Below are 22,352 nucleotides of genomic sequence, written 5' to 3'. Positions count from 1 at the left end.
GATATAGCCGGCCCCACCCCAACCGGCCCCCGGAAAGGATTCGGCGAACTGGTTGGGGTGGGGCCGGCTTCTGCAGTCTTGGGCCAGCCGCGAGGCGGCGGGGCCCGGGCGGGCCGCCGAATATTTACCTGTCGCAATGCACCCGCAATAAGTCGGAATTAGCCCTGCTGCCGGGGCCCGAGTCTTACTAAATTTGTTGGCAATCAAATCCCGCGCCGGACACCTTAGCACTACTCCCGTTAGCACCAGATCGAGCTTTGGAGCGCTAACTCTTCCATCCGTTCAACCCCAAACGTCTTTTTGCCATGAAAACGACCAACATTCTCTACTGGATTTCGACCGGCCTGCTCTGCGCCCTGATGCTGCTCTCGGGCATTAGTAATGCGCTGAGCGTACCCGAAGCGGTGGAAGGCTTCAAACAGCTGGGATACCCGGCTTATCTGCTGCCATTTCTGGGCGTAGCCAAGCTGCTGGGCGTGCTGGCGCTGCTGGTGCCCGGCTTCCCGCGCCTGCGTGAGTGGGCCTACGCCGGCTTCGTCTTCGATTTGGCCGGGGCCCTGTACTCGGGCCTGGCCATCGGCGCCCCTTTAAGCCAGTGGCTGCCAATCCTGGTTTTCTTCCTGGTTATTGCCGTATCGTACCGCACCAACCAGCGCCGCGCTGCCGCCCCGGCCGAGCCGAAGACCCAGCTCAGCGTGGCCTGAGCCGGCGGCCCGTTCCAGCGCTTATCTTCCTATTCCTGCGTTATGGTAGAAGTCTTTAAAACCAACGTCCGGGCCCGGCGCCACGCCCGGCGGCTGGTGGAGCAGATCCACCAAACCTTTGCCCAGTACCGGGCCAATTTCGACCTCGACGACTGCGACAATATCCTGCGGGTAGAAACCTCCTCCGACTTTATTCCCGCCGCCGAGCTTATCACCCTGCTGCGCGCGGCCGGCTTCCAGGCCGAGGTCCTGCCCGACGAGCCGGCTTTGGTGGCGCACCACTACGGCGGCTAGCCGGCGGCCCAGCAAAAAGCCCGCTACCGGCTCCTACACGTGTTTTGCAGGAGCCAGTAGCGGGCTTTTCGGTAGCAGAGCCGGGCTTATTCTTTCACCACGCGCAGTACCGTCTGCTGGCCGCCCTGGGTTAGGTGGAGCAGGTATAGACCGGCAGGGTAAGCACTCAGGTCGAGGTGGAGCGGCTGGCCCGGCGCCATAACGTGCGTACCGAGGCGGGTGCCCACGGGCGCCGTCACCACGACGTGCAGGGCTTCGGCCGAGGCCGTACCCAGCTCCAGCAGCACGCGGCCCGTGGTGGGGTTGGGGTGGGCCGCCGCGGCCAGGCGCACCCCGGCAGCCACGGCCGTTACCGTTTGCACGGGCGAATACCTACCCACCGGGCTGCCCAGGTCAACCTGCCGTAGCCGGTAGTAAGCCAGCGTGGCGGGAGCATACCCATCCGAGTACTGATAGGTGTGAGCCTGCGAGGTCGTGCCCTGCCCGGCTACCCGTGCCAGCTCCACGAAAGTGGTGCCGTCGAGGCTGCGCTCTACGGCGAAGTAGTCATTGTTGACTTCCTGGGCCGTTTTCCAGTTCAGCACCACCGGCCCCCCATTGGCTCGGCGGGCCGTAAAGCTGGTCAGACTGACGGGCAGGGCCTGGTTGTTGCCGATGGACAGCGTCGCGGGCGTCTGGCTTAGCCCCACGGTGCAGCCCGCGTCGGTGCAGGTAGTGGTGAAGGTGTAGGTGCCGGGCGTGAGCTGGCTGGTATTGGCCACGTAGAGCTCCCCCAGGCCGTTGCGGGCCCGCAGCGCCGTGCCGTAGGGAATAATGCCGCTGGCCAGCGTAGCGCTGGTAATGACCCCGTCCGGGTCAGTGTAGGTAGCCAGTACTTCACCGGCGGTGTAGAGCTGCAAATTCTTGGAAGGCGCCGTGACGACGCTGGCCGTCTGGTCGGTGTTAAAGGTCAGCGTGAGCGGGGTGCTGGTTACGCCGCCCTGCGCATCGGTCGTCTGCACGGTAAACGTAGTGCTGCTTCTAGACTGAGTCCCAACGTTACCGGAGGCGGGCCTGGCGGCCAGGGTGCCGGCCACCATCAGCTCACCGGTGTCGGAGTTCAGCTCGACGCCCGCGGGCAGGCTACCGCTGCTGATGGTCGCACTGCTGACGCCGCCGTTGGCATCGGTTACGGCGTACAGCACCTGCCCTACCGCGTAGCAGCTCACCTTCTTGGCTGGGCTGTAGGCTTGGGCGGCGTAGGTGGCCAGCTGGTCGGCCACGACGGCGCGGGTGGCCGGATTGCTCACGCAGCCGCTGGTGGTGCCCTCCACCGTCACGTCGCCGGAGGAGGTGCCGGCCGTGACGGTGATGGTGTTACTGCTCGTAACCAGGCGGAGGCCGCCGTTGGTAGCCCCGCTGGGCGCGGTAATCGCCCAGCCGCTGGGCACGCGCCACTCGTAGCTGCCGGCCCCGGTGCTGCTTACCTGGTAGGTATAGCTTTGCCCGGCCACGACGGCGCCGGGGTTGGTGCTGGCCGTGGTGGCGGTAAAGACGGGCGGCGGGGAAGTCGGCGTGAGGGTGGCGGTAGTCGAAACCGGGCTCAGGCAGCCGTTGGCGTTGCGGGCCTGCAGGGTTACGGCCCCATCCTGGGCAGCGGCCCCGGGCGTGACGCTCAGCGTAGCCGTGCCGCCGGAGAGCGTAGTCGAGTTGATGGTCCAGCCGGTGGGCACCGTCCACACGGCCGCGGTACCCGTAGGCATGGCGGCCGAGTACGTGGCGGCCGTATTGGGGCAGTACTTGGCCAGGTTGCCGGTGCTGCTGGCCAGGGCGGCGGGCGTAGTGGGCGAGGCAATGGGCGCCACGTTCAACGAGTTGTCGAAGCCGCCGGAGCACTGGCTCACGCCCGTAACCTTAATCTGGCCGCTCTGGGCCGTGGTGCCAGGCGTAACCGTAATGCTGGGGCCGGTACTGATGTAGCGGCTGCTGTTGCTGGGGTCGGGAGTGGTAGCGGACGTGATGACCCAGCCAGTCGGCACGCTCCAAGAATACTGGGCAATACCGGTAATGGGGGTCACCCGGTAGATGTAGCCGGGGTTGCCGGCGCAGGGTGCGGCGGCATTGGTCATGCCGCTGGCTGCGGCAAACTGCGCCTGGCCGGGGTTCTGGTTCACCAGCACGTTGTAGACGGTGCTGGGACCGTCCGAGCAGCTGTTCAGCGGCGTTACGGTCACGGTTTGCTGCCCGGCCGTGTTAAAGGAAATGGTAACCGAGTTAGTCGACCACACGCCCGGCGTGGGCGTGTAGGTGCCTACTGTGCCGCCCGTTACTACCCAACGGTAGCCGGTGGTACCGGCCGCGGCATTCACGGTGTAGGTGGCGCTGTTGTTGTTATTGCACATGGCCGTGGGGCCCGCCGTGAAGCTCACGGCCGCCGGGGCTGTGGGCGGGGCTACGCTCGTGCTGCGCGCTGCACTGGTACCGCAGCCGCTCACGGCCGCCACCGTTACGTCGCCGCCGGTGGAGCCTACGGTAACCGAAATGGTGGACGTACCCTGCCCGTAGTTGAGAATCCAGCCGCTGGGCACCGTCCAGTTATAGACCACGCCCATTACCGGCACCACGCTGAATACGTGGCCCTGCGAATTGGGACAGGGCACCGTGGCGGGCTGCTGAATAGCCGTGGGCTGGGCCGGGGCGCCGGTTGAGAGGCGAATGAGGCGGCCCGTGGCGTTGTAGGAGCTACCCGCGCCATTGGCCTGCACCGTGATGATGCCCGTAGCCGAGCCGGCCTGCACCGTGACGCTTAGGGCCGTAGTATTGGCCAGCGTCCGGCCGCCGTTGGTAGCTCCGCTGGGGCTAATGATGGAGTAGCCGGCGGGCACGTTCCAGGTGTAGGACGAGGCCCCGCTCACGGCCGCCACCGAAAATACGCTGGTACTGCCGGTGCCCGAGGTGCACATCCGCTCCGGCCCGTCCAGGTCGTTGGGACGCAGGGAATTAGTTACGGGTACGTAGGTGCAGCTCGTAACGGTGCTGGCCACAGTGCCCGAGTTGGTAGTGGTACCGGCCGTGCAGACAGAGATGCTGCCCTGCAAACTACCGCTGTTGGAGGAGTTGCCACTGATGGTAAAGCCGCCCAGCGTACCGGTCAGCAGGCCGCTGTTGTTGGCTAGGTTGCCATAGATCCGGATCAGGCCGTCGTTGGTGATGACGGCGCTGGAGCTGTACTGGTTGGTCAGGGAGCCGGCCGCGGTGCTGGTGCCCACCTGCACGTAGCCGCTGCGGGCGTTGGTGAAGGCCCCAGTGTTAATCAGGGCCCCGCTGATCAGGAGTGAGTCGGAGTTCAGGGTGGGGCCGCCCTCACTGAAGTAGCGCCGCACCGAAAACAGGTTGTCATTGGCTACCAGGGCGTTATTTTGCTGGTATACGCCCCCGCTTACCATCTTGAAGCGCCCCGTAGGGCGGTTATACAGTACGCTGCCCCCGTACATGGTCAGGGCCTGGTCGCCGGTGGCCGAGCAGCTGATGGTACCGCGGTTTTCCCAGAGCACGGCCCCGTTCAGCAGCATCGTGCCCGTGATGGTGAGCGTGCCGTTGATGGCGTCGTTGAGCAGCTGCCCGCCGGCATCCTGGCTGATGTTGCCGTTCACGGTCAGGTAGGCCCGGTTGATGACCTGCCCGCCGTTGCTCCAGCTTTGGTTGCCGTTGAGCGTGGCCGTGGCATTGTTGACGAAGGTGGCCCCACTACCGTTGAAGGCCACGTTGCTGACGTTCAGCGTGCCGTTGTTGGTGAAGGTGAAGCTCGACCCACCCGTCACGGTTACGGTGTAGGGCCCGGTGAGCGAAGCCCCGTTGTTGACGACCAGCCCGCCCACGTAGATGCTGTTGGCCAGCCCGCCGACGGAGAAGTTCTGGTTCAGGGTTACGGCGTGGTCAATGATGACGTAGTCGTAGTTGGTGGGTACGTAGCCACCCACCCAGGTAGTGGCGGCTGAGAAGTTGCCGTTGGCCGCCGAGCGAATGATACGGGGCGTGGTTTGGTCGGCCAGCGCCCCGAGCGGACTAAGCCAGCAGCCCAGCAGGAGCAGCCCCACCAGGAGTTGGGATAAATAAAAACGATTCATGCAACGGTGTAAAGGATTGAGAGCGAATCGCAAAACTACTAACCGTATTGATAATTTACTATATGCGGATAAGCAGATAATTGATTAGAAAATTCTTAAAAAGGACTTACAGCACATTCCGTAGTACTTCCCCAATATCTGCTGGTTGGCTAGCCAATCCGTCTCAATTTTTGGCGCCAAGCTCACCCGTTTGCTCAGCCAGGCCCAGCCCTATGGGGCTACCCGGCCACTCCGGCAACGGGCCCCGGTACTGGCTGCTTTTCTTGCCCGCTCAGCCCACGTGCCCAGGCTTGTTTTTGGGGCGGGCCGGCGTTTTTTTGGCCGCAGGTGAGGCAGCCGGCCCGGCCGGCGGGTTGGCAGTTGGCTTGGCCGCAGCTAGCCGGCCCGTTTTTTTGCTAGCTGCGCCCAAGGGAGCTGCCGGGGGCTCCGCCAAGCCGGGCTGGGGCCTGAATACGCTCCGCAGTTCTTCGTAGACGCTGAGCATGACCCGCTCGCGCTGGGTTTTGCTCATTCCCGACAGGGGCTGACTAGGGCTGTTCATGGCCTGCAGCCGACTCAGGGGCGAATCCCGAAAGGCGCAGGGCCGCACGATGATAGACAGCAGAATAGCTCCCTCCTGCTCGGCGGCCACCAGCAAGGGCGGCAGCTCTTCGGCATGGATAAAATCGGAAGCCAGAAAATCGGCGCTGACCAGGAAGATGGCCACCTTGGCCTGGGCCAGCTGCCGCCGAATCCGGTCCTGCCACCGTTCACCCTTGTGCATGTCCCAGTCGCTCCAGATCTGCACGTGCTGGTCGCGCACTAGGGGGTGTAAATGAATGGTCAGCATCTCCCGCCAATGACTATCGGCGTGGCTGTAACTGATGAATACACTGGTTCGGGCGGTTTTCATAGCGGGAAAAAGATAGAGCAAGGTTTTACCCAAGCTAATTAGCAATAACTAATTTAATTAGCAAATATTTCTTCCGGTAAGTCTTCAATGGGGAAGCCGGCCGAGGAGCCAACCAAGCGGAACCGGGCCGCAGCACTGGCAACCGGCGTGGTACAACTAGCAGACTGGCAGCGCACTTGCACAAATTTCAGTGGTAGTACGGACACAAAAGCAAGCAGGAATGCGCAAATCGTAGGTGCTGCCGGGCCGTGGAGCTCCGGACCTTGGCGGCCCTGTCCTACTGCCTGTGTGTCACCTTACATCCCCTGCCTTATGCCCGTAGCTTCTATTCACGAAATCAAAGCCGGCGACACGCTGGCCAAACTGGCCCAGCACCACGGCCTCACTCTGGACGAGCTGCTGGACGCCAACCAGCAGATTACCAATCCTAATCTGGTGCTCATTGGCCAGCTCATCAAGATTCCGACTCCGGCGCCCCTGCCCATGCCGCCCAAGCTGCCGGGACAGGCGCAGAGCTTCAACGGCGTCCACCCGGCTCCTTCTACCATTTCCACCAACCGCGCGGCCCTTGTGCAGCCGCCGCTGACCAACTTGCCCGGTCACCGCAAGCCCGGCATCTACGAGCAGGTCATCAACCAGTTTGCCGTGGCCCACAACCCGCGCTACCTGCGCAACAGCACCGACACCTTCTGCAATATTTTTCTCTGGGACGTAACCCGGGCCATGGGCTGCCAGATTCCGCACTGGATTGACCCGCGGGGCCACGCGGCGGCGCCCTTCCAGCCGCACGCTCACGAGCTCAACATCAACGCGACGGTAGAGTGGATGCGCACCGAGGGCGTGCCGCACGACGCCTGGCAGCTGGCCACCGCCAGCCAGGCCCAGGACCAGGCCAACCTGGGCAAAGTAGCCGTGGCGCTCTGGAAAAATCCCAGCGGAGGTCACGGCCACACGGCCGTGATCCGCCCGGGCCAGCTCACCGACAAGGGTCCCGCCTGCGCCCAGGCCGGGGGCATCAATTTCAACATGGGCCACATCAAGGACGGCTTCCACCGGGCCCAGCCCAAGTATTACGTGCACGACTAAGGTGCCTAGCCGGCCGGGCCAGCCCGACAACTCCTTGATGTAACTTCTTAACCAGCAGCGGCTATGGATGTAGTAACGGAACTAGCAGCGCGCCTAACCGGGTACGTGGGCCTGCTGCAGGATGCGCTGGTCCTGATGCCGCCCAAGACGCTGACCTCTACTCCGCCCACTACGCCCACGGCGTACCCTGCCCTGCTGGCCTTGGAGCTGACGGACGACAATCTTCCCGGGTTTGAGCGGCAGCTTCGCACCACGCTTACCGATTATCCCGATTTGGCCGCCGGGGCGGTAGAGCTGGCCGCGCCCGAAAAGTATCCTTCTACCCAAGCCAGCGCCCCACCGACCCAAGGCCTGGAAACCTTTGTACACCAGGCCCTCGGCTTGCTTCAAACCTTATTGCTGCCCAAACGAAAGCTGCTGCTGGAAGGGCTGCACAAACGAGCCCACCTCCTGGGAACCAAGCCGGAGAACTTTCCGCCCCCCGAGCAGTGGCGCTACGCCATCCGGAGCTTGCTCTACAACGAGCCGCAAGTCCGGCAAACCATGGTGGAAGTCCTGGCTCCTTACGAGCCGGTTATGGTGCGCAAGGCCAAGGAAGTTCTGCAGAAAAAGGAGGCGCTGACTCCGGAAAAAAGCCTGCTCCTGCTCCTCGACGACAGCGCCCGGGACCAGGTACTGCGGGAAGGCGAATGTGCCCTGCCCTTCGAGGTAATCCTACGGTGCGAGCTGCAGGAAGTGGAAGCCCGGCGCCACGGCGGCCCGGGCCAGCCGCTGCCGGCCAGCTACGACGTTTTTGAGCGGGCCCGCACCCTGGAGCTGTGCGGCCTGGCGTTTTCGGGCGGCGGTATCCGGTCGGCTACCTTCAACCTGGGCATTTTGCAGATGCTGGCCAGCTACGGCTGGCTGCCCCACGTCGACTATCTGTCCACGGTGTCGGGCGGGAGCTACCTGGGGGCCTGGTTTACGGCCTGGGTGAAGCGGGCCGGCGCACTCAGCAAAGTGGTAGACCGGCTCTGCCCCAACATTGCCCCCGAGCCCCGGGCGGAAGAAGTGCGCCCCATCCGCTGGCTGCGCATGTTCAGCAACTACCTGGCCCCCAACCCCAGCATCATGTCGAAAGACTCCTGGACGCTGGGCCTGACCTGGCTGCGCAACACCGTGCTCAATCAGCTGATTCTGGTTTTGGCCCTGGGCTCGGTGCTGGCCCTGGGCGTGTGGCTGCGGCACTGCTGGCAGACTCCCCTCTCTGCCGATAACTACTCCCCGCGGTTCTGGACCAGCTTGCTTTCGGGGCTGGCGGTGGTGGCCGGTACGGCCGGGGGCCTGGGCATGAGCATGTACGGGGCGGGCCACACCTGGCCGCCAAAGGCGCGCGTGGGTTTCCTGGTTACGAGCACACTGGTTTGCTGCCTGGCCGTGGGCGGCATTGGCAGCGCCCTGATGGTGCACCATACCCCGCCCGATTTTAACCTGGGCTTTGTCGGATTCTGGGTGAGTATCTGGCGTGAATGCGCCTGGATAGCTGCCACGCTGCTGGCCGTGCTGCTGCTGGTGGCCATCATCGGGCGCTACGACCGGTGCTTTTACGGCCAGCCTGACGCCGCCGCTGAGGAAGATGACTTCAAATTCTGGCCCTGGATCGGGACCTGGGTCCTGATTTTTATGGGCAGCCTGCTGGCGGCTCTGGTTGGCCTAATAGCGCTGGTGCTCACCTGGAAGGGGCTGCACGCGCTGTTCCACACCAGCATTTCCGTGCAGCAACAGCAAGTGCGGGAGTTGGTCAAGATTGGCTCCTTTTCTCAGCCCCCGGGCGCCACGCTCTATACAGCGCTGCAGTACCCGGTTAAGAAGGCTGGTTCCAATCCGACCTTGTACCGGAATGTCGCCTTTATTCTGGGCCTGCCAGTGGTAGTAGAAACCCTGGCCGTGACGGTCGTCACCCGCATGGCTCTGCTGGGGCGCAACTTTCCCGATGAGCGGCGCGAGTGGTGGGGCCGCATGGGTGCCGTCATCACCCTGGCCGTGGTGCTGTGGCTGGTGCTGACGGGCTGCATCCTGCTCGGCAATGACCTGGTTGGCGTTATTCAAAAACACCTGGGGGCCCAGGTAGCCGCCACGGGCTGGGTGGCGCTGGTACTGGCGGCCCTGCGCTGGGCCTACAGTGAGCGGACCCCGGCTCAGCCCGACCAACAACAGTCCAGTTCCTGGCTGAACACGCTGCTCAGCATCGGGCCTTACGCTTTCGGCCTGGGCGTATTGCTGCTGGTTGCCAACGCCCTGCAGGCGGTATTAGGCCTCAACTGGGGCTTGGGCAATGAGCAGCAGCACGCCCTGGTTTGCTGCGCCCTGCTGGCCCTGCTGGCCCTGCTGCTCGCCTGGCGCGTCGATGTCAACGAGTTTTCCCTGCACCACTTCTACCGCAACCGCCTGACCCGGGCCTACCTGGGCGCGTCGCGCCGCCGCACTGAGCGGGCCTTCACCGCCAACCCCTTCACCAGCTTCGACCGGCGCGACGACGTGAAGCTCTGCAGCCTGCGCCGCCACGACCCGCTGACTTTCACCACGCCCTACGACGGGCCCTACCTTATCATCAACACGGCCCTGAATGCTACGGTGATTTCGGAGCTGGAGCTGGACCGGCAGGACCGCAAGGCCGAATCCTTCGTGTTTACGGCGCACTACTGCGGCTTCGACATCAGCCGCATCCGGGCCATCAACCCCAATGTGCCCACCTACGACTTTGGCTACCGCCCGACCCGGCAGTACGCCTACCCCGACAGCAATGGCCCGGGCCTGGGCACGGCCCTCACCATTTCTGGGGCGGCCGTGAATCCGAACCGGGGCTACAGCTCCTCGCCGGCCTCGGCCTTTTTGCTGACGCTCTTCAACATTCGCCTGGGCTGGTGGATCGGCAATCCGCGGCAGCAAGACACCTGGCGCCGCTCGGGGCCGGGTCTGGGCCTACTCTACCTGCTCAAGGATCTGGTGGGCCGCTCCGCTACCGACGACTGGTTTGTGAATCTCTCCGACGGAGGGCACTTCGATAATATGGGCCTCTACGAGCTGGTGCGCCGCCGCTGCCGCTACATTATTCTGGGCGACGGCGAAGAAGACCACCTGTTTACCTGCGAGGGTCTGGCCAATGCTATTCGGCGCTGCCTGGTGGATTTCGGGGTTGAAATAAAAATTGACGTAAGGCCAATCACGAACCGAACCAAGCGAATTTCCAGCCGGCACTATGCCGTGGGCACCATCAACTACCCCGACGACCCACCGAACCAGCCCTCGGGCTACCTCCTTTACCTAAAAACCTCGCTCACCGGCGAGGAGCCAACCGACGTGCGGGAGTACGCCGACAAAAATGCGGCCTTTCCCCACCAGTCTACCGCCGACCAGTTCTTCAGTGAGCCCCAGTTTGAGAGTTACCGGCGCCTGGGTATGCATATTATTCAGGAGCTGGCCACCAGCGGCGGCACGTTTACGCCGGCTTCTTCAGCCAGCCTACCCGGCATTTTTGCGCAGCTCAAAACAAACTCGGAACAAAATTCAGCCCAGCCCAACGGCCATTAAAGCTTACCCCCCGACGTTTCTTCAGGGGCGCGGGCCAGGAGACGGCAGGGCAAAGTTCAGTGGTGGCACGGAAAAGTCGGGCGTGAGCTTACCCTACATTTCGGCATTATTTTCCACTGCTCACTACTCGGTTTATGACGCTGGCCATGCTACTCGAAATAGCTATTGCAATGGCTTTTCTGTATTTGATCTGCAGCCAGGTGGTCTTGTCAATTTACGAGCTGTGGGCCGGCTACCGCAACGTGCGGGGCAAATTTCTCTACGAGCAGCTGCAAGGCTCACTCGGCGTCGACACGGCCAACGCCCTGTACGCCAACGCCCCGGTAGCCCTGTTGTCGCCGCCAGACCAGGCCGCTCCGAACGTGGTGGCGGCTACGGCCCCGCTCAGCTGGTGGCTTGGCAAAGATGGCCTGCCCGCTTACATCGCGCCAGACCTGTTTGCCAAAACCCTGCTGAACCTGCTGGCCCCCACTGCTGGCGCGGCCGTGGCTCCCGCTACTCCTATTCAGGCCGTGGCGGCGGCCCTGGCCGCCCCGCCGGCAACGCTCAATCCGCCGGCCATCACGCTCCTGGCCGACCTGCTGAGCAACGTTGACCAAACCAAGCCCGACGCGCTGGAAATCTACCAGCGCAACATTGCTGCCTGGTACGATGCTTACGGGGAACGACTCACCGGCTGGTACAAGCGCCGGGTGCGGCCCCGGCTCTTTTTCATCGGGGTACTGGTGGCCGCGCTGGGCAACATCGACACGCCCTACATTATCCAGTACCTGCGCACCCACGATGCCGAGCGGGGCCAGATTTCGACGCTGATTACCCAAAAGCTGCCTTCCAGCGCCCAGGGCAGCCCCATTACGCCGCCCAAAGTAGCGGCCAACACCGACAGCCTGGTGACTTACGTCCAGGCCACCCAGCAAACCATTGCCGACGCGGCCACGCAGTTGCGCGGGTATGGCTTCCCCATCGGGCGGCCCAGCCGAGACACCATCCGGGCGCGCAAAGTGGCCCTGGCTCCAATAGACAGCACCACGCTTCCGGATTTCTACGAAGAAATTGCGGCCCGCACCGAGGCCCGCCTGCGTGATAAAGACGGTAAGCTCAAAGCCAGCAAAGCAGCCGGGGCTTCCGGCGACACCTGGGTGCTGGTGACGGTGCCGGCGCACTACCGGCGCTACCAGCGCCAGGCCCTGCCCTTGCTCGACCGCGACCTGGCCGTGACCGGCTACCGGTGGCAAATCAGCTCCCTGCCTCAAACTCCGGGGGCTCTGCCCAAAGAACTGGCCCAAAGCAGCAACCGCACCCCGACCCGGCTAGCCGCGGAGCAGCAAAAACAGCTGAGCGAGCTGCGAAAAGCAGCCCAGGCCGATTCAGCCCGGCGCAGTCAGGCCCAGCAAAGCCACTGGTTTAATCCGCAGTACCAGGTGCAGCAAGGCTGGCAAACCTGGCTGGGCTGGGTTATTACGGCCCTGTTGCTGGCGGTAGGCGCCCCCTTCTGGTTTGATCTGCTTTGCCGCGTCGTCAATATTCGCAACCTGGGCATCAAGCCCCCGCGGATGCCTCAGAAGTCCTAGCGGTGCCGCCGCTGGCCCACCGCACCCAATACCGTGGTTCTATTTTCTCACTTTTTCATCCTTCAACAGCTATGGCTTCTATGACTGCAACCTTCGACCCGGCTGGCCCAATGCCCGTTGTGGAGCTCTCCATGGGCGGTATTTCTTACTGCAAGTTTCACTTCCTGGTACAGGCGCCGGGCAGTGGCAGATGGGTTGAAATCAACCAGGGCGACAACCAGCAGAGCCTGCGGAAAGTAGTGCTTGACCCCACCATCTTTCCGCCTCACGAGCCCAAAGTCAACGCCATCAAGGAAATGGCAGGCTGGAAGCTGGGCTGGTCCATTACCTTTTTCGGCTTCAGTGATAATTCAGAGGAGCCCTACGACTTCACCCTGCGCATCACCCAGAACGACCAGGACGTCTTGGTTCCGCCCATTTCGGCGCGTGGCTCCTTCGATGCGCCATCCAAAAGCTTTAATGGTTCTTGTGACTTGGCCGTATGAACAACCGTACCCGCACTTTTTCGACGGCCAGTTTTTTCCTCCTTGGCGTTCTGCTTTCCCGGCATGCGGGGGCCCAGCACCAGGGGGATAATAGCCCCGCCAGCAACCGCAGCCTAGACTTTTCGGTGCCTGCCTCCCCAGCCTTTGTCACGCTGGGGGTGGCGCCCGAAAACGTGGTCCGGCCGATTAGCCCCCGCCTGTTTGCCGCCTCCCTAGCCGACGCCATCGACCAGCGGGGGCGTATCCAGAACGGAGTAGCTATCGATGCGGCGCCTTTCATGGCTACTACTACGCTGCAGCAATACCGCACCAGCGCGGTACGGCGCTTTTTTGCTAATACCCAGTTTTCCCTGGGCACCACCAAAGGCCAAAGCTCCGTCGACGAAGCATTGCAGGGTGCCCTCGGGATTCACTTTACCCTTGTCAACACCAGTGACCCCCGCCTGGACGATGCGGTACTAGACTTTTACGACAAGCTGGATGCCCAGGCAATGGCCAACATTATTTTCACCCCCGATGAGAAAGGGGCTCGGGCCAAGGACGCGGAAATTGCCCGCTTGAAGGAGGAGCAGGCCGCCAAACTCCGCCAAACCGGCGAGCAGGGTTTCGCGTGGACGGCCGCAGCGGCCCTGAGCAGCCGTAGCGACTCAAGCCGGATAAACGACTTACAATACAACGGCTTCGCGGCCTGGACGTCCGTGAGCTACGGCTTGGGCAGTACCGTGCAGGGCATTCTGCACGCCCGGGGCCGGTGGGATGAGAAGGTCGTCAATACCAATAAGCTGGGCGGAACCTACTCGCAAAACACCTTCCTAACTGGTCTGCGACTTCGGGGTAGCTTCGGCTCGGTCAAGGCTTCGCTGGAAGGCGCGGCCACTTTTACTCACCGTGACGTAAAAACCTCCGATGGCAGCACTCCGCCTACCGATGTGGCCGGGCTCATTTCGGCGGTACTAGAGCCCCGGCTAACCGAAAACCTCTGGCTGCACTTGTCCTTATACAGCGAATTCGCCAAGGATTTGAATCGTAATACTATTGGGTTTAAGACAGCTCTTAAATGGGCCGTTTCCCAAAAGGATTAAACAGCACGGCTTTTCCTCGGCTCTTGTGCCCAGCCACGCACTGCCGCACGAGCAACCTGGCCCAAAACTACCCACGCCCAATAGGGCTACAACACAACGAGCCGCCGAAATAATTTTCGGCGGCTCGTTGTGTTGTAGCTGGCATTACTAACCGTCTTACCCCAGGCTCTTGTACCGAACCCGCTTGGGCTCGACATCTCCCAGGCGCTTCTTCTTGGCTTCCTCATAGTCCGAGAAGTTGCCCTCAAACCACACCACCTGCGAGTCGCCCTCGAAGGCCAGGATGTGGGTGGCCAGGCGGTCCAGGAACCACCGGTCGTGGCTGATAATGACGGCGCAGCCGGCGAAGTTCTCCAGCGCGTCTTCTAGGGCCCGGATGGCATTCACGTCCAGGTCGTTGGTGGGCTCGTCGAGCAGCAGCAGGTTGGCGCCCTGCTTCAGAGTCGTAGCCAGGTGCACCCGGTTCCGCTCCCCGCCCGAGAGGCTGCCGACTTTCTTTTCCTGGTCGCCGCCGCGGAAGTTGAAATTGCTTACGTAGGCCCGGGCATTCACGGGCCGGCCGGCCAGCAGCATGGTTTCGGTGCCGCCCGAAATGGTTTCGAACACCGATTTGTTGGGCTCCAGCGTGTCGTGCTGCTGGTCCACGTAGGCCGTCTGCACCGTGGGGCCCACTTCGAACGTGCCCGCGTCGGGCTGCATTTGGCCCGTAATGAGACGGAACAACGTGGTTTTACCCGCGCCGTTGGGCCCGATGATGCCCACAATTCCGCCCTGGGGCAGCGAGAAGCTCAGGTTTTCGAACAGCAGCTTCTCCCCGAAAGCCTTGGTCAAGCCCTCGGCCTCGATTACCTGGGAGCCCAGGCGCGGACCATCGGGGATGAAGAGTTCGAGCTTCTGCTCCTTCTCCTTGGCGTCTTCGTTCACCATCTTGTCGTAGCTGGCCAAGCGGGCCTTGCTCTTGGCCTGGCGGGCTTTCGGGGCCATGCGCACCCATTCCAGCTCGCGCTGCAGGGTTTTGTGGCGCTTGCTTTCCGTCTTTTCCTCCTGGGCCAGGCGGTTCGACTTCTGCTCCAGCCACGAGCTGTAGTTGCCCTTCCACGGAATACCTTCGCCGCGGTCCAGCTCCAGAATCCAGCCAGCTACGTTGTCGAGGAAGTACCGGTCGTGGGTTACGGCAATGACGGTGCCCTTGTACTGCTGCAAGTGCTGCTCCAGCCACAGCACGCTCTCGGCGTCGAGGTGGTTGGTGGGTTCGTCGAGCAAGAGCACGTCGGGCTCCTGTAGCAGGAGGCGGCACAAGGCCACCCGGCGCTTTTCCCCGCCCGAGAGGTTACCAATGATGGCGTCGGCGTCGGGAGTGCGCAGGGCATCCATGGCCCGCTCCAGCTTGGAGTCGAGGTTCCAGGCGTCGAGCTGGTCGAGGCGCTCCTGCACGGTGCCCTGACGCTCGAGCAGCTTGTCGAAGTCGGCATCTTCGGCCCCGAAGGCCTCGTTAATTTCGTCGAACTCCTTGAGCAGGGCCACGGTTTCGGCGGTGCCTTCCTGCACTACTTCCAGCACCGTCTTGGTGGGGTCGAGCTGGGGCTCCTGCTCGAGGTAGCCCACCGTGTAGCCCGGCGACCAGACGACTTCGCCCTGAAACTGCTTGTCGACGCCGGCAATGACTTTGAGCAGCGAAGACTTACCCGAGCCGTTGAGGCCGAGCACCCCAATTTTGGCCCCGTAGAAAAACGAGAGGTAAATATTTTTGAGAACTGTTTTTTGCGGCGGATAGACTTTAGTCACGCCGGCCATCGAAAAGATAATCGTCTGGTCGCTCATGGAGGGGTGGTTGGAAGTAGTAGGGCCTCAGGGCCTCAGGTAAACGTACGAAGAGAGGGGCACTTGCCCAAGGGCGCCGCTGCGGCCGGCCAGCCGGGGCGCAAGGCGTGGGTTTGGGCCGTAAAACGGGGCGGGCAAGGCCGCCGAAAACGGTAAACAGTTGGGTATTTGGTAATACTCGATATTTTGCGGGCTCATTGCGGTACCCTAACCTGTTCTGTTTGCCGTGGCTGCATCCCTTAGCAGCCGGCGGCGTGTTGCGTGAATGTCATAACCGTGCAGGCTGCCAGTGCGTAGCCTACCATTCGAGAGCATTCTTGCAGTTCGGCTTCCCGGGCCGTCCAAATGGTCAAGTCGGTTCTCCAAAGGTAGGCAGCCCGGCCTAAGATTCCGCCAATTGGCCGGCGGCCGGCAAAAAACCAATGGAACTGTTAGGCATGCCGTAAATCTTGTACATATTTCCGCTCTGAACCCCCACTTCACCCTATTCGCCCTGCGTTATTAGTTTATGGAACCACAAGACCACTTACTGGCCGAAGCTCGCCGATATGGCTACATCGAGGGCGACCAGGTGTGGCTACAACCCGTTATGGATTTGCCGGCCCGGCAAATTGGCCTGGTAAAAGACACTGAGGAAGCCGCTCTGCTATATTTTGCCCAGCGTTTCGAAAATTTCCGCGCCAAGGTCGACGAACTCCTGCACAAGATGGAGGAGTCCGAAAACAAGGGCTCCTTTCTGATGAAGGCCCTGCACCTGAAAGAGCAAACCGCCACCTACGACGGCCTCGGTGACTTTGAGGCCCTGCACCGCCGCCTGACCGAGGCCGAGGAAAATATCAAGGTGACCATTGCCCGCAACCGGGAAAAAAACCTGGCCACCAAGATCAGCCTGATTCAGGAAACCGAAGCCCTGCGCGACTCCATCGACTGGCAGGCCGCCGGCGACAAGCTCAAGGACCTGCGCCAGGCCTGGATCAAGACCGGCCCAGTGGACAAGCAGATTACCGAGGAGCTGGAAACCCGCTTCCGCGACGCAGTAGAGGAGTTCTTTGTCAAGAAAAAGGAGTTTATGGCCCAGAAAAAGGCCATGACCAACCGCGTCTTCGACAAGTACAAAGAGCTCATTCACAAGTCGGAAGCGCTGCAGAACTCCGACGATTTCGAAGGCACCACCGCCAAGCTCAAGCAGCTGCAGCAGGAGTGGAAGGAAGTCGGGGGCTCGTTGCCGCGCAAGCAGGCCAACGAGCTGTGGACCCGCTTCCGGGCGGCGCACAACCACTTCTTCGAGCGTCTCAAGGAACACATCAGCACCAAGCGCGTCGAAACCGTGACGGCCAGCAGCGGCGGCCCCGACGACAACCTGAGCCGCAAGCGGGCCCTGGTAGCCGAAGCCGACGCCCTGCTCAACCGCCCTATGAACGAGGCCGTGGCCCGGGCCAAAGAGCTGCAGGCCGCCTGGAAGAAGGTGGGCCCCGTGCGCGGTGAGGAGTCGGACCGGGTGTGGGAGGCCTTTATCCTGGCCTGCGACAAGGTGTTCGAAATGAGTGCCCTGGAGCACTTCATCCGTAAGCGGCAGGCCAGCAACCCCGAAGTGCTAACCAAAGACGAGCAGGTAAACACCCGGATTCAGGCCCTGCGCGACTTTATCAAGTCGGACCAGCAGGAGCGCCTGACGCTGGAAGAAAACCTGGGCAAGCTCAGCGACTCTCCCGGCAACGACACGTTCCGAACCATGCTGCAGGGTAAAGTGCGGGCCTTCGACCGTAAAATCCGGACCAAAACCGAGCTCATCGAAATCTTACGGCGCCGCTTAGTTGCGTAGCCCAACATTCAGCGGTATTTTACGTTGTCCTGCTGAAGCAACCATTCCACCTGAGCCGTGTTCTGCAAGTAGGCGGCTCACCGATTCCTTTTTAACACTACTTTTGCCAACCTTTTTTTGTAGCACACACGACTATGTATTGGACCCTCGAACTGGCTTCGTATCTGGAAGATGCCCCCTGGCCTGCCACCAAGGATGAACTCATTGACTACTCTATCCGCTCGGGCGCCCCGATGGAAGTAGTAGAGAACCTGCAGGCCCTGGAAGATGATGGCCAACCTTACGAGAACATCGAAGAAGTGTGGCCGGACTATCCGACCAAAGAGGACTTCATGTTCAACGAGGACGAATACTAAGGAAATGATGATTGTTGATTGCTGATTAGTAAAGATTGATTGTTGAATGCAGGCTGTAGACTCCATTTTGAGTAACCAACCAGGCAACAATCAACAACCAGCACTCAACATTCAAAATCTGGTTGCGGGGTACGAACAGCGCGTTCTGCTCCGCAACCTTTTTTTGTGCCTGCCCGGGCCGGCTTTCGTAGCCATTATTGGGCACAACGGCTGCGGCAAAACCACCCTGTTCCGGGCCCTGACCGGCCAGATTCCCTACCAGGGCACGGTCCACCTTGCCGGCCACGACCTGCGCCAGGTGCGCCGCCCCGCCGCTACCGGCCTGCTGGCCCATTTGCCCCAGCGCAGCTCGGTGGGCTTTCCCATTGAGGTGCGGGAGCTGGTGGTCATGGGCCGGTTTCGCCACCACCGCTTTCTGAGCTCTTATAGCAAGCGGGATTACGAGCTGGCCGAAGCGGCCCTGCAGCGCGTGGGCGCGGCTCACCTCTCCCGCCGCGACTTTACCCAGCTCTCGGGCGGGGAGCAGCAGCTGGTGTGGCTGGCCCAATTGGCATTGCAGGATGCGGGCCTCTACCTGCTCGACGAGCCCACCCAGCAGCTCGACGTGTACTACCGCCGCCGCATCTTCGATTTGCTCCACGAGTGGGTGGCGCAGGCCGGCAAAACCATCCTCTGCATCACCCACGACCTTGACAACCTTGCGGCCCTGCCGGGCTACTTGCTCAATCTGTCGAGGCCTGAGCCCCAGCTGCAGCCACTTTCGGCCGCCGTGGTGCAGGCCGAGCGGGAATTTCTGGAAAGTGAGGCCAGTTTGGCGGTGCCCCCGGCCCGCTGAGGCAGATAGCAATACTGCCCGTGAATAGTTAATCGGGCCGAAGCTCGGTGGGCAATGATGTGGGTAAGTCGAACCGCGCCAGCAGCAGTTGCCAGCCAGTATCCGCGTCGGGTTGCTCCGGGTATTGGTCGGCCGCCCGCCGCATTAGCTCTTCTACGTCCTCCATCTTCATGCGGCAGCTTAATAAGCCCGGCAAGCTCACCGCCGAGCCAGGGGAGCAGGTTGTTTTTCCAGGTCAAACAACTCGGTCAGAGAGTTAATCCAGGCACCGGTTTCGCCCCGGTGGCCAGCGGCCTGCTGCACGGGCTGCCTGAGCACCTTTTGCAGCAAGGACTTCGTCATTTCTTCCAGCAGCATGGCTTCCTCGGGCGTCAGCTTTTTGCCGTAGCGCCGCACTTCTTCCCGTCGTAGCTGCTCCCAGGCATGTTCCAGCTTCTGAATCGTCGCCGCAGCGGCCATTTCAGCACTTGGTTCGCGCAAATCGTCCATGCCTTGAATGTATAATGGTGTGTACCGCACTTTCGGATACGCCACCGACGGCGCGGCCGAGCTAGGGAAGTCTTGCGTTTAGAAGGACATTCCCAACGCGGCCGGCCCGCACTGCGCAGAGTGGCCCAGGTCCCCCCTTCCCCACCCCAATTTGGCCCCGATGGCCGCATCCGCCGCCGACCTTCGGGACCAAGTGGGGCGGGTTTAGTGACCCACTACGTCGCCTTGCATCTTGTCGACAATGGCGTACACGGCCGCCTTATCGGACTCCGTTACGCCATTCGAAGCCAGGGAGGCCTCGAGCTGCTTGTGCCACACGCTGAATTCCAGGGCCGTCACATTCATGCCGGTATGGGCCACGAGCATGCTTTTGCCCTTGTACGTCAGCGGGCCGCCGGCGGCTTCTCCCAGTTGGTCGATAAAGTTGTTGCGCAGGCGCTGCAGACGGGTTGGGTCGGTAGGAGCCTGGCCGTTCACGCCATTCACGGCGTCGAGCATAGGCTTGTGTGAGCGGAGCATCACCGAGTTGGCCGTGGCCGTTTCGGCGCCAACATTGGCAATCAGGCCATCCACGATTTTAGCAATGCCTTCCGTTTTGCCCAGTCGGTCGTAGAGCGTGGGGGCCGTGGCCTGAGCTTCTTCTTCTTTGCTGCCACAAGAGCCCAACAGCAGAGTGCTAGCCAGCAGGCCAGCCAGGAGTAAGGTGTTTTTCATTAAGTGTGGTAAAAATGGTTGGGGAAGACGGATAGAAACCCCGGCCGCCGCCTACAACGACACGAAGAGTCGGCGCAGATTCAGGGCAAAGCGCACCCGCTCCAGGGCTAGCACGTAGCCGGCCGGCACCGGGCACTGCCGCTCCGAAGGGTCGGGGGCGGCCACCGCCAGGGGCCTCAGCCCCAGCCGCCGCCTTACTTCGTCGGCCGTCACTTCGTCGGGATGGTAGGCCAGGGTCAGCAGCTGCTTATCGGGGCGCAGGGCGCAGGCCGTTACGCCGGGCAGGGCCTGGGCCCGGGCCTGCAGCTGCTGGGCCGCGGGGCCCGGGTGCAGACTGGGGGCACTCAGGGTAATAAATTCAGTAGTTGGGGCATACTCGTGCAGGCTAGGCTCGGTCCAGCTGCTCCAAACCAGCAGGGCCAGCACAGCCAATACCCCCACTTTCCACGCCCGAGGACGCAAAAGGAGCCGTAATTTCATAGCCAGAAGCGGAGGCAGCCTTAAATCTGGGACTTAACCGTGAAGTTGCGGGCTACCGTGAAACCGAAGTACAGGTCGCCGGAGAAGAACTTGCCGGTGGTTTCGGGCACGAAAAACTTTTCGGTCATACCCAGAGAGTTCGTCACGTGCAGCTGAAACACGTGGCCACCAGTTTCCAGGTCGACGCCCAGGCCCAGGGCATTGCGAAAATTGCTGGCCGTGTTGCCCCCAAACAGATAGTAATAGTCGGCTGTCAGGGCCGTACGCTTGGTGATTTTCTGACGCAGAGCCCCGCCCAGCGCATACACGTCGTTTTCCTCGGGGGCCGTGGCCACGTAGTTGCGGTGAATCAGCGTGGGCATGAGCTGCACCGACAGCTCCGGGCTGAACTTACGCGCTATCAGGGCTTGGTACGCGTAGGTCATCCGCGAAGCCGTAGTGCGGTTCCGGTCTTCGGCCGCGTTAAACTTCAGCGTGGTAATGGCCGAAGAGGCAAACAACGTCACCGAAACCGGCATGGCCCGCGTGCCGGTTGACTGCTGAATGGCCCGGTACTTTACGAACCCGTCGAAAGTCTTCTCCTGCGAGCTGCGGCCCACGCCCACGGCCAGGCGGCTGGTCAGGCCGTACTCGAAGCTCAGGCGCAGCACGGCCTGGTCGAGCCCGAAGAAATTGTAGGCCCCGCTGTTGAGCGTGCCAAAGCGGTGCTGAATCAGAAAGGCCAGGGTACCTTTCCCGGGCGTCTCGACCGACTGCGAGTTGATGATGTGCGTGCCTTTGAAAGTGGCGGCCACTACCTCGCGCTTCTGCGGGTCAACCGTCTCCTTTTCCAGCTGCCCCAGCAAATCGGTCTGGGCGTGCGCCAGGGGCACCGCCAGCAGCAGCACTGCCAGGCTAAAGAAAAAAGAACTCGTGCGTTGAAGTGTTTTCATATAAACAAAAACTTGTTTTTGAATTAGTTAGGAGAAGCCGAGCGCGAAACCGGGGCTGCTGAGCCGCCTACCGGGTCGCCAATCAGAATGACCCGGATACTGACTATTTTGGCAATGTTCTCGCGCACCAGCAGCGGAATTTCGATTCCGTAATCGGCTGGGGCTACGCTGAACAGGGCAAAGGCCTGGAGCTGCCCGTTCTTCATTTCCAGCGTGCCGGGCACCGTGACGTGGTGAGTTACGCCGTGCAGGGTCAAATCACCTTCGGCCTTCACCTGATGGGTGCCAGCCGTGCTGAGCGTACTCACGTCGAGGCCCACAAAACGGCCGGTAAACGTGGCCCGGGGAAATTTCCCCGATTCCATGTAGTTCTCGTTGAAGTGCTCCTGCATCAGGGTGCGCTTAAACGTGAAATCCTTAATCGGCACTGAAAAAGCTAGTTGACTAGTATTAAGGTCAATAACTGCGGCCGTAGCGTTGTTAATGGCCTCTATGTCCTCGATGATGCTGGTGGAGAAGAAAGTAACCCGGCCCGTCTTGGTCATGAACTTGCTTTGCCCAAAGCTGGCCGGGGCGGCCACTAAAAGCAATGGAATAAGCACTAAGGACACGAGCCTCATCATGGAAAAGGGGCATAAGCGGCGGGAAGGAAGAGAGTCGGGCGGGGCAAGCGGCGGTACTCCGCGGGGAAGCACGCGCCTAGTTGTTGGGCTGACCAGCGTCAATCCAAGCTTTGATCTTGGCAATGTCGCAGGTCGAAAGCTTGGCCAGGCCCTTGGGCATGGGGTCGTAGCCGGGCTGGTGCTGAATGCAGCCCAGAATCAGCGAAGCCGACTGGTTTTTGATTCCCTGGTACGTACTGTAGTCGTTGCCGCCGCCCAGCTGCTGGTAAACGCCAGCTCCGTGGCAGGCCCGGCAGTTGGTATCGAAAATGGGGGAAATAACCGCCTGGTACGTTACCGGCGTCGTATCGGCGCACGGGCTTGGCTCCTGCCCCTTGGAATAAGTGCAGGCGGTAGCAAGGGCAAGAAAAGCTACGGCGACCCCGGCAAAAGCCCGGGTCGGCAACGAGAGTATACGTTTTTGCATCAGGCGGTGGGAAGGTCGGAAACA

General features: G+C 61.8%; 20 protein-coding genes. 10 read left to right on the top strand and 10 right to left on the bottom strand.

The window, feature by feature from the left end:
- Positions 1-305: 305 nt before the first annotated feature.
- The gene (locus CLV45_RS21105; RefSeq protein WP_100338469.1) at positions 306-704 is read left to right on the top strand and encodes a DoxX family protein; all 399 of its coding nucleotides are present in this window, start codon (positions 306-308) and stop codon (positions 702-704) included.
- A gap of 42 nt (positions 705-746) precedes the next feature.
- Positions 747-998, top strand: coding sequence for a hypothetical protein (locus tag CLV45_RS21100; RefSeq protein ID WP_100338468.1), 252 nt, complete (start codon positions 747-749; stop codon positions 996-998).
- An 86-nt stretch (positions 999-1,084) separates the two neighbouring features.
- Here CLV45_RS21100 and CLV45_RS21095 read toward each other — a convergent pair whose 3' ends face one another.
- Positions 1,085-5,104 carry a hypothetical protein gene (locus CLV45_RS21095; RefSeq protein WP_157807707.1) on the bottom strand — a complete coding sequence of 1,340 codons (4,020 nt, stop codon included), beginning with the start codon at positions 5,102-5,104 and terminating at the stop codon, positions 1,085-1,087.
- Positions 5,105-5,375: 271 nt separating this feature from the next.
- Positions 5,376-5,996: a toll/interleukin-1 receptor domain-containing protein gene (locus CLV45_RS21090; RefSeq protein ID WP_100338466.1), complete on the bottom strand. Its 621-nt coding sequence runs from the start codon at positions 5,994-5,996 to the stop codon at positions 5,376-5,378.
- A gap of 312 nt (positions 5,997-6,308) precedes the next feature.
- Between CLV45_RS21090 and CLV45_RS21085 the strand changes: the two genes are divergently transcribed.
- From CLV45_RS21085 to CLV45_RS21065, 5 genes are all read left to right on the top strand, one after another.
- Positions 6,309-7,082 carry a LysM peptidoglycan-binding domain-containing protein gene (locus tag CLV45_RS21085; RefSeq protein WP_157807706.1) on the top strand — a complete coding sequence of 258 codons (774 nt, stop codon included), beginning with the start codon at positions 6,309-6,311 and terminating at the stop codon, positions 7,080-7,082.
- Positions 7,083-7,145: 63 nt separating this feature from the next.
- The gene (locus CLV45_RS21080; protein ID WP_100338464.1) at positions 7,146-10,652 is read left to right on the top strand and encodes a patatin-like phospholipase domain-containing protein; all 3,507 of its coding nucleotides are present in this window, start codon (positions 7,146-7,148) and stop codon (positions 10,650-10,652) included.
- Between the two features lie 134 nt (positions 10,653-10,786).
- Positions 10,787-12,223 carry a hypothetical protein gene (locus CLV45_RS21075; RefSeq protein ID WP_100338463.1) on the top strand — a complete coding sequence of 479 codons (1,437 nt, stop codon included), beginning with the start codon at positions 10,787-10,789 and terminating at the stop codon, positions 12,221-12,223.
- Between the two features lie 80 nt (positions 12,224-12,303).
- Complete coding sequence (locus CLV45_RS21070; protein WP_157807704.1) at positions 12,304-12,708, top strand: hypothetical protein; 405 nt, start codon at positions 12,304-12,306, stop codon at positions 12,706-12,708.
- A 125-nt stretch (positions 12,709-12,833) separates the two neighbouring features.
- Positions 12,834-13,790: a hypothetical protein gene (locus tag CLV45_RS21065; protein ID WP_157807703.1), complete on the top strand. Its 957-nt coding sequence runs from the start codon at positions 12,834-12,836 to the stop codon at positions 13,788-13,790.
- Between the two features lie 156 nt (positions 13,791-13,946).
- On the opposite strand, the gene ettA is transcribed toward CLV45_RS21065, so the two are convergent.
- A complete protein-coding gene (ettA, locus tag CLV45_RS21060) occupies positions 13,947-15,611 on the bottom strand; it encodes an energy-dependent translational throttle protein EttA (protein WP_100338460.1) in 1,665 nt (554 codons plus the stop codon).
- A gap of 508 nt (positions 15,612-16,119) precedes the next feature.
- Here ettA and CLV45_RS21055 point away from each other — a divergent pair.
- The 3 genes from CLV45_RS21055 (at position 16,120) to CLV45_RS21045 (ending at position 18,624) form a co-directional block, all read left to right on the top strand.
- Positions 16,120-17,433 (top strand): DUF349 domain-containing protein, encoded by a 1,314-nt coding sequence (locus tag CLV45_RS21055; protein ID WP_100338459.1) that lies wholly within the window; start codon positions 16,120-16,122, stop codon positions 17,431-17,433.
- A 134-nt stretch (positions 17,434-17,567) separates the two neighbouring features.
- Entirely contained in the window at positions 17,568-17,789 is a 222-nt protein-coding gene (locus tag CLV45_RS21050; protein ID WP_019948259.1) for a DUF2795 domain-containing protein, read from the top strand.
- A 163-nt stretch (positions 17,790-17,952) separates the two neighbouring features.
- Complete coding sequence (locus CLV45_RS21045; protein ID WP_245882942.1) at positions 17,953-18,624, top strand: ABC transporter ATP-binding protein; 672 nt, start codon at positions 17,953-17,955, stop codon at positions 18,622-18,624.
- Positions 18,625-18,652: 28 nt separating this feature from the next.
- On the opposite strand, the gene CLV45_RS25070 is transcribed toward CLV45_RS21045, so the two are convergent.
- From CLV45_RS25070 to CLV45_RS21015, 7 genes are all read right to left on the bottom strand, one after another.
- Positions 18,653-18,790: a hypothetical protein gene (locus CLV45_RS25070; protein WP_211289985.1), complete on the bottom strand. Its 138-nt coding sequence runs from the start codon at positions 18,788-18,790 to the stop codon at positions 18,653-18,655.
- 32 nt (positions 18,791-18,822) lie between these two features.
- A complete protein-coding gene (locus CLV45_RS21040; RefSeq protein WP_100338457.1) occupies positions 18,823-19,113 on the bottom strand; it encodes a hypothetical protein in 291 nt (96 codons plus the stop codon).
- Between the two features lie 204 nt (positions 19,114-19,317).
- A complete protein-coding gene (locus CLV45_RS21035) occupies positions 19,318-19,827 on the bottom strand; it encodes a group I truncated hemoglobin (protein WP_100338456.1) in 510 nt (169 codons plus the stop codon).
- A 51-nt stretch (positions 19,828-19,878) separates the two neighbouring features.
- Positions 19,879-20,307 (bottom strand): hypothetical protein, encoded by a 429-nt coding sequence (locus tag CLV45_RS21030; protein WP_157807701.1) that lies wholly within the window; start codon positions 20,305-20,307, stop codon positions 19,879-19,881.
- A 20-nt stretch (positions 20,308-20,327) separates the two neighbouring features.
- On the bottom strand, positions 20,328-21,239 hold the full coding sequence (locus tag CLV45_RS21025) for a DUF5777 family beta-barrel protein (protein WP_245882941.1): 912 nt from the start codon (positions 21,237-21,239) through the stop codon (positions 20,328-20,330).
- A 23-nt stretch (positions 21,240-21,262) separates the two neighbouring features.
- Positions 21,263-21,859 carry a YceI family protein gene (locus tag CLV45_RS21020; RefSeq protein ID WP_245882940.1) on the bottom strand — a complete coding sequence of 199 codons (597 nt, stop codon included), beginning with the start codon at positions 21,857-21,859 and terminating at the stop codon, positions 21,263-21,265.
- 79 nt (positions 21,860-21,938) lie between these two features.
- A complete protein-coding gene (locus CLV45_RS21015) occupies positions 21,939-22,328 on the bottom strand; it encodes a cytochrome c family protein (RefSeq protein WP_157807700.1) in 390 nt (129 codons plus the stop codon).
- Positions 22,329-22,352 lie beyond the last annotated feature (24 nt).

The organism is Hymenobacter chitinivorans DSM 11115 (assembly GCF_002797555.1).
In the GTDB taxonomy this organism is placed as follows: Bacteria; Bacteroidota; Bacteroidia; order Cytophagales; family Hymenobacteraceae; genus Hymenobacter; species Hymenobacter chitinivorans.
The sequence above is the reverse complement of the archived record's forward strand: the minus strand, read 5'-3'. Positions and strand labels throughout refer to the sequence as shown.